This window comes from Rahnella aquatilis CIP 78.65 = ATCC 33071 (assembly GCF_000241955.1).
Taxonomy (GTDB): domain Bacteria; phylum Pseudomonadota; class Gammaproteobacteria; order Enterobacterales; family Enterobacteriaceae; genus Rahnella; species Rahnella aquatilis.
The window spans coordinates 1,918,245-1,932,459 of the sequence record NC_016818.1 but is presented as its reverse complement, the minus strand read 5'-3'; the positions used below and the strand labels follow the sequence as shown (position 1 = coordinate 1,932,459).

Annotated in this window: 12 protein-coding genes; 6 read left to right on the top strand and 6 right to left on the bottom strand. The window is 53.2% G+C overall.

The annotated features are described in order from the left end of the window. Positions 1 to 36 precede the first annotated feature (36 nt). Complete coding sequence (locus tag RAHAQ2_RS08820) at positions 37 to 1,626, top strand: TerC family protein (RefSeq protein ID WP_015696892.1); 1,590 nt, start codon at positions 37 to 39, stop codon at positions 1,624 to 1,626. A gap of 79 nt (positions 1,627 to 1,705) precedes the next feature. Here the strand turns inward: RAHAQ2_RS08820 and asmA are convergent, their stop codons facing one another. The 4 genes from asmA to apbC all read right to left on the bottom strand — a co-directional run bounded on the left by asmA (position 1,706) and on the right by apbC (position 6,119). Next, a complete protein-coding gene (gene asmA, locus RAHAQ2_RS08815; RefSeq protein WP_015696891.1) occupies positions 1,706 to 3,556 on the bottom strand; it encodes an outer membrane assembly protein AsmA in 1,851 nt (616 codons plus the stop codon). A 43-nt stretch (positions 3,557 to 3,599) separates the two neighbouring features. Next, entirely contained in the window at positions 3,600 to 4,181 is a 582-nt protein-coding gene (dcd, locus tag RAHAQ2_RS08810; protein WP_013575065.1) for a dCTP deaminase, read from the bottom strand. Positions 4,182 to 4,218: 37 nt separating this feature from the next. Continuing rightward, positions 4,219 to 4,860: a uridine kinase gene (udk, locus tag RAHAQ2_RS08805; RefSeq protein ID WP_013575064.1), complete on the bottom strand. Its 642-nt coding sequence runs from the start codon at positions 4,858 to 4,860 to the stop codon at positions 4,219 to 4,221. A gap of 146 nt (positions 4,861 to 5,006) precedes the next feature. Beyond that, positions 5,007 to 6,119 carry an iron-sulfur cluster carrier protein ApbC gene (gene apbC / locus RAHAQ2_RS08800; protein ID WP_015696890.1) on the bottom strand — a complete coding sequence of 371 codons (1,113 nt, stop codon included), beginning with the start codon at positions 6,117 to 6,119 and terminating at the stop codon, positions 5,007 to 5,009. A gap of 110 nt (positions 6,120 to 6,229) precedes the next feature. Here apbC and metG point away from each other — a divergent pair, with 110 nt between their 5' ends. Beyond that, positions 6,230 to 8,302, top strand: coding sequence for a methionine--tRNA ligase (gene metG, locus RAHAQ2_RS08795; protein ID WP_081875958.1), 2,073 nt, complete (start codon positions 6,230 to 6,232; stop codon positions 8,300 to 8,302). Between the two features lie 43 nt (positions 8,303 to 8,345). On the opposite strand, the gene RAHAQ2_RS08790 is transcribed toward metG, so the two are convergent. Beyond that, positions 8,346 to 8,618 carry a DUF1127 domain-containing protein gene (locus RAHAQ2_RS08790; protein WP_015696888.1) on the bottom strand — a complete coding sequence of 91 codons (273 nt, stop codon included), beginning with the start codon at positions 8,616 to 8,618 and terminating at the stop codon, positions 8,346 to 8,348. A gap of 168 nt (positions 8,619 to 8,786) precedes the next feature. Between RAHAQ2_RS08790 and RAHAQ2_RS08785 the strand changes: the two genes are divergently transcribed. Continuing rightward, positions 8,787 to 10,205: an aminotransferase-like domain-containing protein gene (locus RAHAQ2_RS08785; protein WP_015696887.1), complete on the top strand. Its 1,419-nt coding sequence runs from the start codon at positions 8,787 to 8,789 to the stop codon at positions 10,203 to 10,205. A 25-nt stretch (positions 10,206 to 10,230) separates the two neighbouring features. Beyond that, positions 10,231 to 11,121: a LysR substrate-binding domain-containing protein gene (locus RAHAQ2_RS08780; RefSeq protein ID WP_015696886.1), complete on the top strand. Its 891-nt coding sequence runs from the start codon at positions 10,231 to 10,233 to the stop codon at positions 11,119 to 11,121. A 58-nt stretch (positions 11,122 to 11,179) separates the two neighbouring features. Here the strand turns inward: RAHAQ2_RS08780 and RAHAQ2_RS08775 are convergent, their stop codons facing one another. Beyond that, on the bottom strand, positions 11,180 to 11,455 hold the full coding sequence (locus RAHAQ2_RS08775; RefSeq protein WP_015696885.1) for a CBU_0592 family membrane protein: 276 nt from the start codon (positions 11,453 to 11,455) through the stop codon (positions 11,180 to 11,182). Between the two features lie 218 nt (positions 11,456 to 11,673). Here RAHAQ2_RS08775 and RAHAQ2_RS08770 point away from each other — a divergent pair, with 218 nt between their 5' ends. Beyond that, positions 11,674 to 13,257, top strand: coding sequence for an ABC transporter substrate-binding protein (locus tag RAHAQ2_RS08770; protein WP_015696884.1), 1,584 nt, complete (start codon positions 11,674 to 11,676; stop codon positions 13,255 to 13,257). Next, a complete protein-coding gene (locus RAHAQ2_RS08765; protein ID WP_015696883.1) occupies positions 13,257 to 14,204 on the top strand; it encodes an ABC transporter permease in 948 nt (315 codons plus the stop codon). Before RAHAQ2_RS08770 ends, RAHAQ2_RS08765 begins: the two co-directional genes overlap by 1 nt. Positions 14,205 to 14,215: the final 11 nt, after the last annotated feature.

Here is a 14,215-nt window from a genome sequence, read left to right as displayed (position 1 = left end):
GACAGCCGTCGTGTAACCAAAGGTGAAAAACGCAATATGGAATGGATCGCCGATCCCTCGATTTGGGCCGGGCTTGCAACCCTGGTAGTTCTCGAAATTGTCCTGGGGATAGACAATCTCATTTTCATCGCCATCCTGGCAGAAAAACTTCCGCGTCAGCAACGTGACAAGGCTCGCGTCACCGGACTTTTACTGGCGCTCGTCATGCGCTTACTTCTGCTGGCATCCATTTCCTGGCTTTCGACGCTAACCCGCCCTCTTATCGCCGTGCTCGGACACCCGTTCAGCGCCCGCGATATGATTATGCTCGCGGGCGGTATATTCCTGTTGTTTAAAGCGACAATGGAGCTTAATGAACGGCTCGAAGGCAAAGATGAGGAACAGAACCATCAGCAGCGTGGCGCGAAATTCTGGCCAGTAGTGGCACAAATTGTGGTGCTGGATGCGGTCTTTTCCCTCGACTCGGTGATTACCGCAGTCGGAATGGTTGAGCATCTGGCCGTTATGATGGCCGCTGTGTGTATTGCTATCGGCCTGATGCTGTTAGCCAGTAAGCCACTGACTCGCTTCGTGAATGCGCACCCGACTATCGTCATCTTATGTCTCAGCTTCCTGCTGATGATCGGCTTCAGCCTGGTTGCCGAAGGTTTTGGCTACGTTATTCCGAAAGGGTATTTGTATGCTGCGATCGGTTTCTCCGTGATCATTGAAGGGCTGAACCAGCTGGCGCAGTTTAACCGTAAACGCTTTTTATCCTCGCGGCGCTCTCTGCGTGAACGCACCGCAGAAACCGTACTGCGCGTCTTACGTGGCAAACATGAAGAGGCCGAACTTGATGCTCACTCTTCGAACATGATTGCAGACAGCGCTGACGAAGAAGATGCGATTTTCAACCAGCAGGAGCGACATATGATTGAACGCGTGCTGGGGCTCGGTCAGCGCACGGTCAGCAGCGTGATGACCTCCCGTCATGATGTTGATAATCTTGAACTTAATGACCCTGTCGACGTGCTGACACAGCAAATCGCTGATAATCAGCACACCCGTATGCTGGTTACCGAAGACAGCTCGACCGATGAACCGCTGGGCGTGGTGCACGTGGTCGATCTGCTCAGGCAACAGTTGCTGCAAAATGAACTGGATCTTAAAGCGCTGATCCGCCAGCCCCTGATCTTTCCGGAACAACTTTCTCTGCTGATGGCACTTGAACAATTCCGCAAAGCAAAAACACATTTTGCTTTCGTGGTTGATGAATTCGGTTCTGTCGAAGGGATCGTGACCCTGACGGATGTGATGGAAACCATTGCCGGTAACCTGCCGGAGTCTGACGAAACGCCTGATGCACGGCATGATATCCAGCAGCAGGAGGACGGAAGCTGGATAGCCAATGGCTACATGCCGCTTGACGATCTGGTGATGTATATCTCCCTGCCGGTGGATGAAAAAAGGGAATATCACACGCTGGCCGGTCTGCTGATGGAATATTCCCAAAGCATCCCGCAGGTGGGCGCGCAGATACCCATTAATGACTACCTGTTTGAGCCTTTAGAAGTCAGCAGTCACCGCATCTTAAAAGTGAAAATTACGCCACCGGAAACCCCCTCTGAAGACGATTACGAAGTCTGACCCCACTCTGTAAACAAAACGGGGTGCCATCGCAGGCACCCCGTTTTGTTTATGCTCAGAATAGGCTTAGAAGAAGAGATTATTTGTTGAGTAATTTCTCTGCATCGCCTTTTTCTTTACTGTCCTTGCGCTTATCGACCCAGTTTTGAATGGCGCTGCGTGCGCTTTGTTCAAGCGTACGTCTCAGGATCTGGTCCACCTGCAGCTGATATCCCATCTGCGCCCAGGGTCCGTAAACCCGCAGCGGGATGTCTGTCGTTTTCAGGGTATTGATCAGATTGTTGTCACCTCTCCAGCCACCGGTAACGCGGATCAGCAGGTTCATATCCACCTTTTGATTCGACATATCGATGGTTCCGTCACCTTGTGCAGAAACCATAGGCGACTGACCTTCCAGCTTATTCAGGGTCAGTATCCCTTCGGCCAGATGTCCCTGCGCTTTCAGCGTATCGATCTGGCTATAGTGCTCATACTTTTCAAGGCCCTGAACATTACTGGTATTACGGCTGACCGCCTGCTGAATAAGTTGCTGAATATTGAGACCATTCAGACGTGCGTTATCCATTGAAAGCTGTCCGTCACCTTGCCAGCGACGTGCAAAATCAACGGCCGATAGCCCTTCTCCGTTAACATTCCCTTGCATCGAGAAACTGCCGGTCAGGACTTTGGGTAACCCGTAAGCCGCCAGTAAATCACCCAGTTCGATGCTGTTCACATCCGGTGTCAGATGCACATGAATTTTATTCCCGGTGACATCCAGGGTGCCTGGCAGAGAAAAGTGCCCTGTGCCCATATTGCCGCTAAATGTCGGCAAGGAAACCTGGCCCTGATGATTGACCGCATTCAGCGCAAGGTTGTGGATTTTCATACCGCGATAGGTGAGATCCGCCACCTTCAGCGCCAGCGTGGCATTGAAGGTTTGCAAATTATTCAATCCGTTTGGCTGTTCATCCACATCTCGGGCAATAACGGGGGCCGACGTAACAGACTGCGCCGTTTGCGACGCGTGCTCCTCAGTCTTAGGCTCCCAGCCGGAAAGCGCATCAAGATCAAGCTTATCTGCGGTTAAATTCAGCTGATAATCCGCCAGATCTCCCAGCTTCGCCGAGGCCTCACCGGAAATCTGATTATCATTGGCCGTCAGCGCCAGCTGGCTCAGCGCCACCAGATTATTATCACGCTGATAACTGGCCTGCATCGAACCATTCCCCTGAATGCCTTTCACCGGAATGTCGGCACCGTTCAGCTGATAAGTGAACTTGCTGATATTGGCAGAGACAGCCTGCGGATAATGCTGCATATCCAGGTCAGCCTTCATGGTGAACGACAGATCGCGCTGATCGCGGTTTATGCGACTTGAAAGCTGGATGGTAGCCTGACGGCTGTCATTTTTTTCCATTTCCAGATTGATATCGCGCACGTTGATCTGCTCGTCATCACCACGCTGCCAGATCAGTAAACTGTCGGCCACGCTGATTTTATCGATATCAAATTTCCAGCCGGCTTCAAGTTCGGATGCGCCTGGCGCAACAGGTGTTGGCGTATAAGGTGCAACCGGCGCATCGGGCTGATTCTCTTCCGTTTCCGGCGTTAAACGAATAACGGCGTTTTTCAGCAGAACCTGCTTCACCGCCAGCTGATGAGAAATAAGAGGCCAGAGTTTGACATCCAGGCGCATGTTTTCAGCACTGACCACCGGGACTTTGGCACCCGGCGCGGTCAGAGAGGTCTGTCCGGCAATGATGCTGAGCTGCGGCCAGACATGCCAGCGCAGGGAACCGTTGATAGCCAGCTGATAGCCGCTTTTCACCTCGACCCTTTCCACCATGTACTGGCGGAAATCGTTCGGGTTAATCAGGAATACCAGCGAAGTCATGCCGGCAATGATAACCACCAGTAAAATCACCAGTGTTGTCAGTAGTCTTCTCATGCCTTCCTCACGTTTTTATCCGGGAAACGGATAAAAAACAGAATCAGTCTTTATCAATACGACTGGCAATAGCGCTTTGCTGGTCGCGGTATTTCGCGTCCTGACGGCTATTGTATGGCCTTGCAGCAGAACCCGATAGCGGTTCAAAACTCAGCGCGCCAATCAACATTCCCGGGCGCAGCGCCAGCGGGAGCTTACCTGAATTATAGAACTCCAGAACAATGCGCCCCTGCCAGCCCGGATCAATGCGGTGGGCGGTCACGTGCACCATCAGCCCGAGACGGGCGAGTGAAGAGCGTCCGTCCAGCCAGCCCACCAGATCGTCAGGAATAGTGACGGATTCAAAGGTCACCGCCAGCGCCAGTTCACCCGGATGCAGGAAGAATGCTTCGCCTTCCGGTAAAACAATCTCATCACTCATCACTTTATCAAGCGCAGCGCTGACTTCGTCTTTAGGGCCACTCAGGTCGATATACCCCGCGTTATGCCCGAGGAAAACGCGAAATCCGTTACCCAGGCGCACATCTACCGTTGCACCATTAATGCGTTCAACTGGCGGACGGGGTGAAATGCCTAATTTGCCGCTGTCCAGCCAGGCTTCTATATCTCGGTCGCAAAGTCTCATCGTATCTCCGGTGTGGTTTTAACGGATTGTTCCGCGATTAATTGAAGAACTGGCTGATTTTCGCCTTGAGGATATCAATCGCAATCCGGTTTTTGCCGCCGCGCGGCACAATGATGTCTGCGTATTGTTTTGAAGGCTCGATAAATTGCAGGAACATTGGACGTACCGTTTTCTGATACTGCGCCATCACAGAATCCATCGAACGGCCACGTTCGTTGACGTCACGTTTCATGCGGCGCATCAGACAGATATCCAGTGGAGTATCGACGAAGATGGAGAAATTCATTTCGTCACGTAAACGCGCGTCGGTCAGGAGCAGGATCCCTTCCAGAATAATCACTTTCTTCGGTTTAAGGGTCACCGTCTCAGGCAGACGGGTATGCTCAATGAAGCTGTAGCTCGGCAATTCAATCGCCTGACCCGACTTCATGGCCTGTAAATGCTGGAACAGTAAATTGTGGTCCATCGCACTTGGATGGTCGTAGTTGGTTTTGACCCGCTCTTCCATGGTCATGTGACTTTGGTCTTTATAGTAGCAATCTTCCGGGATCACCCCGATATGCTCATCACCGACCTGATCACGAAGTTCACGGTATAACGTACTGGCGATGAGGCTTTTTCCCGAAGCAGATGCGCCAGCGATACCCACGATGACACACTGATGGAATTTGTCAGACATAAAATTAAAGACCTGATTTGGAAGTTGGAAGGCAAGCACAGACATGTGCTTTGAACGCGCCAATTATAAGTACAACACACTGCCCGATGCCAGCGTTAAGGCGGTGTAATCGCTGACATCAGGCAATAATTCGCAGAGTTGGGGGATTAAACGGCTCTGAAGGCAATTTCTGTCGGGATGGCGTCGCCTTTCCAGAACAGTTGTGACGCAATTTTTGCCGCCAGTTCGCGGTAAATCATTGTGAATTCGCTTTCCGGATTAGAAACCACTGTCGGTTCGCCACGATCCAGATCTTCACGCAGTGAAATATGCAGGGGTAATTGCGCCAGCAATTCGCAGCGGTATTTCTCGGCCAGACGTTGCGCGCCACCGGTACCGAAAATCGGTTCGTGGTGCCCGCAGTTGCTGCACACATGCATACTCATGTTCTCAACAATGCCCAGCACCGGCACATGCACTTTCTCGAACATCACGATGCCTTTCATGGCATCAAGCAGCGCAATATCCTGCGGCGTCGTGACCACTAAGGCGGCGGTCACCGGAATATTTTGCGACAGCGTAAGCTGAATATCACCGGTACCCGGTGGCAGGTCGATGACCAGATAATCCAGATCCGGCCACAGCGTATCCTGAAGCATCTGCATCAGCGCTTTGCTGGCCATCGGCCCGCGCCACACCATGGCATTTTCATCCGTCACCAGATAGCCAATCGAGTTGGTCGCCAGGCCGTGCGCCATAATCGGCGACATGTGCACGCCGTCCGGCGAGGTCGGACGTTCTTCCTCAGTGCCCAGCATATTCGGTACAGAAGGCCCGTAGATATCCGCATCCAGAATACCGACTTTGGCACCTTCCGCCGCCAGCGCCAGCGCCAGATTCACCGCCGTGGTAGACTTCCCTACCCCGCCTTTACCCGAACTGACCGCCAGAATATTGCGTACACCTTTAATACCCGGCTGATCGTTCGCCCGTTTAATGGTGGCAATATCATGACGCAGATTCCACTGAATCGCAGAAGCCCCGGTCACCCGCAACAATTCGCTGCTGGTTTGTTCTTTTAATGCATCAAAACCGCTGTTCCAGGCGAACGGCAGGGTCAGATCAATGTGTAAAACCTCATCCATCAACACGCAGTGATGCAACGCTTTCATCGCGGGCAAATCTTTTTGCAGTGTGGAATGGCGGAAGGTGGCCAGTACGCCGGTCACGAGTGCGCGCAGCCCTGCGGGTGTGGTCTGCTGTGGGGAATGAGATGTCATCCCGGCTCCTTGAAAGGGGTTATCAGACTATTTATCTATTCATAAGCATAACAGAACACCCCTAAGGAGATCCCCCCGTTTGTTTACGCGGGGCGGCGCTTTCGGTTAACATCAATGCCCCTGATTTCAACTACAGAAAGCAAGCTCTTACTATGGCTCAAGTCGCGAAAAAAATTTTGGTAACCTGTGCACTTCCGTACGCCAACGGATCCATCCATCTCGGTCACATGCTCGAGCACATCCAGGCTGACGTCTGGGTTCGTTACCAGCGAATGCGCGGCAATGAAGTGCATTTCATCTGTGCGGACGATGCACACGGCACCCCGATCATGCTGAAAGCGCAGCAACTCGGTATCAGGCCGGAAGAGATGATTGCAGAAATGAGCCAGGAGCATCAGAAAGATTTCGCCGGCTTTGGCATCAGCTACGACAACTATCACTCCACGCACAGCGATGAAAACCGGGTGCTGTCTGAGCTGATTTACGGTCGTCTGAAAGAAAACGGCTTCATCAAGAACCGCACGATTTCTCAGCTGTACGATCCGGAGAAAGGCATGTTCCTGCCTGACCGTTTCGTTAAAGGCACGTGCCCGAAATGTAAATCGCCTGACCAGTACGGCGATAACTGCGAAGTATGTGGCGCAACCTACAGCCCGACCGAACTGATCGAGCCGAAATCTGTGGTGTCAGGCGCGACGCCGGTGCTGCGTGATTCCGAGCACTACTTCTTTGATTTGCCAGAGTTCAGCGAAATGTTGCAAGCCTGGACCCGTTCCGGCGCACTGCAGGAACAAGTGGCGAACAAAATGCAGGAATGGTTTGAGCACGGTTTGCAGCAGTGGGACATCTCCCGCGATGCACCGTATTTCGGTTTTGAAATTCCTGGTGCACCCGGCAAATATTTCTACGTCTGGCTGGATGCGCCGATCGGCTACATGGGGTCATTCAAAAACCTGTGCGACCGCCGCAGCGATCTGAATTTCGACGAGTTCTGGAAAAAAGATTCTACGACCGAGCTGTACCATTTCATCGGTAAAGACATCGTGTATTTCCACAGCCTGTTCTGGCCGGCAATGCTGGAAGGCAGCGGTTTCCGTAAGCCGACCAACCTGTTCGTGCACGGTTATGTCACCGTCAACGGCGCGAAAATGTCCAAGTCGCGCGGCACATTCATCAAAGCCAGCACGTATCTGAACCATCTGGATGCAGACTGCCTGCGTTACTACTACGCGGCGAAACTGTCTTCGCGCATCGACGATATCGACCTGAATCTGGAAGATTTCGTACAACGTGTTAATGCAGATATCGTGAATAAAGTAGTAAACCTGGCATCACGTAACGCCGGTTTCATCGCCAAACGTTTTGATGGCAAACTGGCCGACAAACTGGCCGATGAAGCGCTGTACAAAACCTTCACCGATGCCGCCGAAAGCATTGCTCAGGCTTACGACAGCCGTGAATCGGGCCGTGCCATCCGCGAAATCATGGCGCTGGCCGATCTGGCTAACCGTTATGTCGACGAACAGGCACCGTGGGTGGTGGCGAAACAGGAAGGCCGTGATGCCGACCTGCAGGCCATCTGCTCAATGGGCATCAACCTGTTCCGCGTACTGATGACCTATCTGAAGCCGGTTCTGCCTTCACTGTCCGAGCGCACAGAAGCCTTCCTGAATACCACACTCGACTGGGGCACGATTGCCCAACCGCTGCTGTCGCATCAGGTGAATCCGTTCAAAGCGCTGTTTAACCGTATCGAACTGGATAAAGTGACCGCAATGGTTGATGCCTCGAAAGAAGACATCGCAGCAGCCAAAGCCCCGGCAACCGGGCCGCTGGCAGACTCCCCGATTCAGGAAACCATCACCTTTGATGATTTCGCCAAAGTGGATATGCGTATCGCATTGATCATGAGCGCTGATTTCGTGGAAGGTTCAGACAAACTGCTGCGTCTGCAACTGGATCTGGGCGGCGAAACCCGTCAGATTTTCTCCGGTATCCGCTCTGCATATCCTGATCCGAAAGCACTGGAAGGTCGCCTGACCATTATGGTCGCGAACCTCGCTCCGCGTAAAATGCGCTTTGGCATCTCTGAAGGGATGGTGATGGCGGCGGGCCCGGGCGGAAAAGACATCTTCCTGCTCAGCCCGGATTCCGGCGCACAGCCAGGTATGCAGGTGAAGTAAAACTCATGACTGCTCCTCCCCCTGCGAAGGGGGAGGAGCAAAATCACTTCGGCCAGTTCGGCCACACGCTCCGCGGATACTCCCTGTCGATATCCGATTTCGCCAGCCCGATATCTTTGAGTTGATCCGCGCTCAGCGAATGTAAAATCTTGCGACTGATGCGGCGCTCATTCCAGCCGTACAAGACGGCAAACCACTGTTTTACCCATCCGGCCTTTTTCTGCGGCATCTGTACTGCCCGCTCAGGCATCACGATACCGTCACAAACGCGTGTCTCACATCCGGCAAACTGCCGTTCTTCAATGATATTTTTCATATTCTGCTCCCGTTGACGACCTGACATCAGGATCTAACAACGGGCAAAAACATTACAGATTCAGTTTTTTTGTATTTCAACCATACAGATCTGGATCTGATGACAGATTCAGCGTTAGATTGTGTCCATCTGTACTGCTTTCTTTGCGCAGGCGTTGAGGAAAAGATAATGAATCGTTACGAAAATCTGGCAAATGTCTTAAGTGACCGTATTGAACAGGGGCTGTATCCGGCGGGTATACGTCTGCCTTCAGTGCGGGTGTTAAGTAGCGAACATGGCGTCAGCGTCAGTACGGTTCAGCAGGCATACCGGGTGCTGGAAGAAAAACAGCTGGTGGAAGCACGGCCCAAATCGGGCTACTTTGTCAAAGATGCGCGCCTGCAGGCCGCACTTCCGGCGGTTTGCCGCCCGACGCAACGTCCGGTGGATATTTCCCAGTGGGATCAGGTACTCGAACTGATTACTTCGCCGCACCGTCCCGGCGTGGTTCAGCTCGGGCGGGGCTCGCCGGACGTCACCGCCGCCACGCTCAGGCCACTCAGCCGTCTGATGGGACGCGCCGGACAGCATCAGAATCTCAACGCGTTTCATTACGACAGCATTTACGGCTCGGAAGAATTACGCGAACAGATTGCCCGCCTGATGATTGACAGCGGCAGCCATATGGATGCCAGCAATATTCTGATCACCACCGGTTGTCATGAAGCGCTGTCTATCGCCATCCGTTCGGTCTGTGAGCAGGGTGATATTGTGGCGGTGGATTCGCCGAGTTTTCACGGGGCGATGCAAACCCTGAAAGGCTTCGGTATGAAAGCACTGGAAATCCCGACCGATCCGGTGACCGGCATCAGCCTCGAAGCGCTGGAAATGGCGCTGGAACAGTGGCCGGTCAAAGCCATACAACTGACGCCCAACTGCAACAATCCGCTCGGTTACAACATGCCGGATGACCGCAAGAAAAGCCTGCTGCGTCTGGCCCAGCGTTACGATATCGCCATTATCGAAGACGATGTGTATGGCGAACTGGCGTATCAGTATCCGCGCCCTGCCACCATCACCTCTTTCGATGAAGATGGCCGCGTATTGCTGTGCAGTTCATTTTCCAAAACGCTGGCGCCCGGTTTACGCGTCGGCTGGATCGCACCGGGTCGTTATCACGACCGCGCATTACACATGAAATACATCACCACCGGCGCGTCGGCTACGCTGCCACAAATTGCTATCGCCGATTTCATCAAACAGGGCCATTACCTGCAGCACATGCGCCGGATGCGTAATCAGTACCAGCGAAATCTGTGCACCATGGCCGACTGGGTGATGAAATATTTCCCGTGTGGCACGCGCGTCAGCCGCCCGCAGGGCGGTTTTTTGCTGTGGATCGAACTTGATGAACGCGTGGATACACAGCGGCTGAACCGGCTGCTCGAAGAACATTTAGTGCAAATTGCCATCGGTTCGATATTCTCTGCTTCAGGCAAATACCGCAATTGCCTGCGTATTAATTATGCCCAGCCCCTGACAGCAAAAACTGAACGTGCCATCCAGCAGGTCGGTCTGACGATTTCGCAGATGCTGGAAAACTGCTAAACGCTCATCCGGAGAGACTTTTACCGTGCAGATAGAACCGTTACCGCCACTGAACACACTGGTGGCTTTTGAATGCGTGGCGCGTTATTGCAGTTTTTCCCGGGCAGCAGAAGAGCTGAATCTTACCCAAAGCGCCATCAGCCGCCAGATCATTCAACTGGAGGAAATGCTCGGCTGTAAGCTTTTCCAGCGCGCCCAGCGTAAAACGACCCTGACACCGCGCGGTGAAACCTATGCCCAACAGGTGCGTAAGTTACTGGGCGATATTTCGCAGTCCACGGCAGAAGTGATGGGCTGGAACGGTTTGCCGCAGGTCACGCTGGCGTGCACCAGCGCCATGAGCAGCCTGTGGCTTTCGTCCCGTCTGTCATCATTGCGCCAGCTTTTACCCGACCTGCAAATACGCATGAAAATTTCCGACAGCTTTTCAGATCTCAAGTCATCAGAATTTGATCTGGCTATCTTCTATCTGCGCGAGCCACCGCCCGGATATCACGTTCAGGCGCTGTTTGACGAGGTATGTTATCCGATGTGTTCACCGCAATTTCTGGCCCGTCTTCCGCCGCAGGCCAGCGCCGCAGATCTGCTGGAACACACCCTGCTGATTCAGGACGATCCGCAGCGTGAATGGACTGGCTGGCGTGACTGGTTTGCCTCACAGGATGTCAGCTTCGTCACACCACACAGAACGTGGCGCGCCAATAATTATCCGTTTCTGGTGCAGTCGGCGGTGCTGGGCGACGGGATATTGCTCGGCTGGGAAGGACTGGTGCAGGATCACCTCAACAACGGCCAGCTGGTCGCTGCACATCCCGGCAAACTGGCCGCCGCCGGAAAATGCTACATGCTCACGCCGCAGGACCGGTTCCTCAAACCTGTGGTACATAAAGTGATTAACTGGCTGAAACAGCCTTAATAAGCGCCCTCCCCTGCAAAGGGGAGGCGTTAAATATAATAATAATCTTATATGTTAGTTATATATCTGTCGGCGGGATTTTATTCCTTTCCAGATATCTGCGTTTTCTCGCAGAATTCATACCAATTAATGTAAATAACAGCCAGCATGACTGTGAAATACAGGATGCAAGGTTAAAATCATGACTTAACGAATACAGGCCAAACACACCGCCGATTATATTAAGATAGGCGTAACTGTTAGCATCAACCGCTAGCCTGCGCATTTGAACCAGCGCATAAGCCAGAAGATAGCAAAACACGCCAATTAAGCCGACAACCGTATGCAGTTCCACCGGTCACTTCCCTTTCCAGACGTTGATAGCTCAGAAAAATAAAGCTTTTCAGGGTGTTCTGCCGCGCATTTTTCGCATACCCTCATGATAAATTCTCATGCAAGTTCAACAGGGGGTTTTGATATAAATCATCAAGGCAATCCATTGCGCCAATTTGAAACACCCGGGGTATTTCGCCTGCACCTATAAAATTCCAGCACGTACTATGGAGATAATTAATGAAAGATCATAATTCCCCTTTGACGAAATTAATGCAGGATGCACAACTTAGTCGTCGCGGCTTTATTACCAGCGCTTCCGCTGTGGGTATTACGAGTGCCATGGGCTTTTCACCGTTCTCTGCTTTTGCTGCTGAGCCGAAAAAAGGCGGCGTATTAAAACTGGGTATGTCAGGGGGAAATACCAGTGATACGCTGGATCCGACATTATTCAGCGACTGGGTACCGTTAAATCAGGCATATATGCTAATGAACGGCCTGATTGAAATTGATGAAAATAACCAGGCCACACCTGAATTATTCTCTTCCTGGGAAGCCAAACCGGGTGCCGCCGAGTGGGTGTTTACCGTTCGTGATGGCGTGACCTTCCATAACGGCAAGAAGCTCGATGCGGATGACATTCTTTACTCCATCAATCTGCATCGTGGCGACAAATCCAAAAGCGCCATCAAGACCCAGCTTGCGCCGATTACCGGCCTGACCAGACAGGGTGATAACCAGATCCTGATCACGCTGGAAAGCGGCAACGCCGACCTGCCGTATCTGCTGGCAGATTACCATCTGGTGGTGGTACCGGCAGGCTTCACCGACTGGTCTCACCCGATTGGCACCGGCGGTTTTATCTTTGATCAGTACGAACCGGGCGTGCGATCGCTGTTCAAACGCAATCCGAACTACTGGAAGCCGGATCGCGCCTTTGTCGATGCCGTGGAAGTGCTGGTCATCAACGACCCGACCGCGCGCACCAACGCCCTGATTTCCGGTCAGGTTCACGCGATTAACCGTGTCGATTTCAAAACCGTCGATTTCCTTAAACGCAGCCCGGCACTGAATATTGTGCGTTCATCCGGCGGTCAGCATTTCACTTTCCTGATGGATTGCAGCGTTGCACCGTACAACAACAACGATGTGCGCATGGCAATTAAACACGGCATCGATCGTCAGAAAATCCTCGACACCGTGCTGCGCGGCTACGGTTCGCTGGGCAACGACCACCCGATCCCAAAAACAGACCGCTTCTTCAATCACAGCCTGGAACAGCGCGTTTACGATCCGGACAAATCGCAGTTCTATCTGAAAAAAGCCGGTCTGACAGATCTCAACATCGAGCTGTCCTCCTCTGACGCCGCCTTTGCCGGTGCGCTCGACGCTGCTGCCCTGTTCCAGGGACAGGCACAGAAAGGCGGTATTCAGGTCAACATCAAACGCCAGCCTGCCGACAGCTACTGGGACGACGTGTGGATGAAAGCGCCGTTCAGCATGGGTTACTGGGGCGGACGTCCGACCGCCGATCAGATGTTCTCCACCGCCTATCAGTCCGACGCGAAATGGAATGACACCCACTGGAAAGATGAGAAGTTTGACGCCCTGCTGTTGCAGGCCCGTTCGCTGCTCGATGAAGGTAAACGCGCAGAAATCTATGGCGAGTTGCAAAGTATCGTGCGCGATAACGGTGGCGCGATGATCCCGCTGTTCGGCGATTATCTCGATGCGGCCAGCAAAAAAGTCGGCGGTATCAGGCCACATCCGATGTTCAACTTCATGGGTGGTCGTCTGGCCGAGCGTGTCTGGCTGGAGGCATGATGAAAAAACGGATTTTACAGCGGATCCTGACGGGTATTATCACGCTGTGGCTGGTTTCTGTGCTGATTTTTATCGGCACGGAAATGCTGCCCGGTGACGTCGCCACGGCCATTTTAGGCCAGAGCGCCACGCCTGAAACTGTTGCCGCGTTGCGCCTGCAACTCGGGCTGGATGAACCGTCGGTAGTACGTTATCTGCACTGGCTGGCGGGCATTATGCATGGCGACTTAGGGCATTCACTGGCAAACGGGCGGGCTATCAGCGACGAACTGCTGCCGCGTCTGGCGAATACCCTGTTCCTCGCGGGATACGCCGCAATCATCGCCATACCGCTGGCGGTAGGTTTAGGTATCGCGGCCGCTATCTGGCGCGGTTCCGTTTTTGACCGGCTGGCAAATACCCTGACGCTTATCAGCATTTCGGTGCCGGAGTTTTTTGTCGGCTACATTCTGGTGATCGCCTTCGCTATCCGTCTGACATGGTTCCCGAGCCTGGCAATGGTAGACAGCAGTTCCTCGTTTATCGACCGCCTTTATATCTGTACGCTGCCGATGCTCACCCTGACGCTGGTCGTGCTGGCGCATATGTTGCGCATGACGCGTGCGTCAGTCACTGCGGTGATGGCCAGTCCGTACATTGAAAGCGCGGTGCTCAAAGGCATTCCCCGCTGGCGTATCGTGGTCGCTCACGCCCTGCCGAACGCCCTTGCGCCGATCATTAACGTGGTGGCGTTCAATCTTGCGTATCTGGTGGTGGGTGTGATTCTGGTGGAAGTGGTGTTTGTCTATCCGGGCATCGGGCAATACATGGTAGATGCCGTGACCAAACGCGACCTGCCGGTGGTTCAGGCCTGTGGCCTGCTGTTTGGCGGCACTTACATTTTCCTCAACACCACCGCCGATTTACTGGCGATCTGGTGCAATCCACGCCTGCGCCATGCGCGCTAAAAGGGGGAACA

What these genes read in the sequence shown, in the direction of transcription:
- RAHAQ2_RS08790 (WP_015696888.1), bottom strand. Translation starts at nt 8,618, where the DNA reads ATGAAAAATATCATTGAAGAACGGCAGTTTGCCGGATGTGAGACACGC.
- asmA (WP_015696891.1), bottom strand. Translation starts at nt 3,556, where the DNA reads ATGAGAAGACTACTGACAACACTGGTGATTTTACTGGTGGTTATCATT.
- RAHAQ2_RS08765 (WP_015696883.1), top strand. Translation starts at nt 13,257, where the DNA reads ATGAAAAAACGGATTTTACAGCGGATCCTGACGGGTATTATCACGCTG.
- apbC (WP_015696890.1), bottom strand. Translation starts at nt 6,119, where the DNA reads ATGACATCTCATTCCCCACAGCAGACCACACCCGCAGGGCTGCGCGCA.
- dcd (WP_013575065.1), bottom strand. Translation starts at nt 4,181, where the DNA reads ATGAGACTTTGCGACCGAGATATAGAAGCCTGGCTGGACAGCGGCAAA.
- RAHAQ2_RS08770 (WP_015696884.1), top strand. Translation starts at nt 11,674, where the DNA reads ATGAAAGATCATAATTCCCCTTTGACGAAATTAATGCAGGATGCACAA.
- RAHAQ2_RS08820 (WP_015696892.1), top strand. Translation starts at nt 37, where the DNA reads ATGGAATGGATCGCCGATCCCTCGATTTGGGCCGGGCTTGCAACCCTG.
- RAHAQ2_RS08785 (WP_015696887.1), top strand. Translation starts at nt 8,787, where the DNA reads ATGAATCGTTACGAAAATCTGGCAAATGTCTTAAGTGACCGTATTGAA.
- udk (WP_013575064.1), bottom strand. Translation starts at nt 4,860, where the DNA reads ATGTCTGACAAATTCCATCAGTGTGTCATCGTGGGTATCGCTGGCGCA.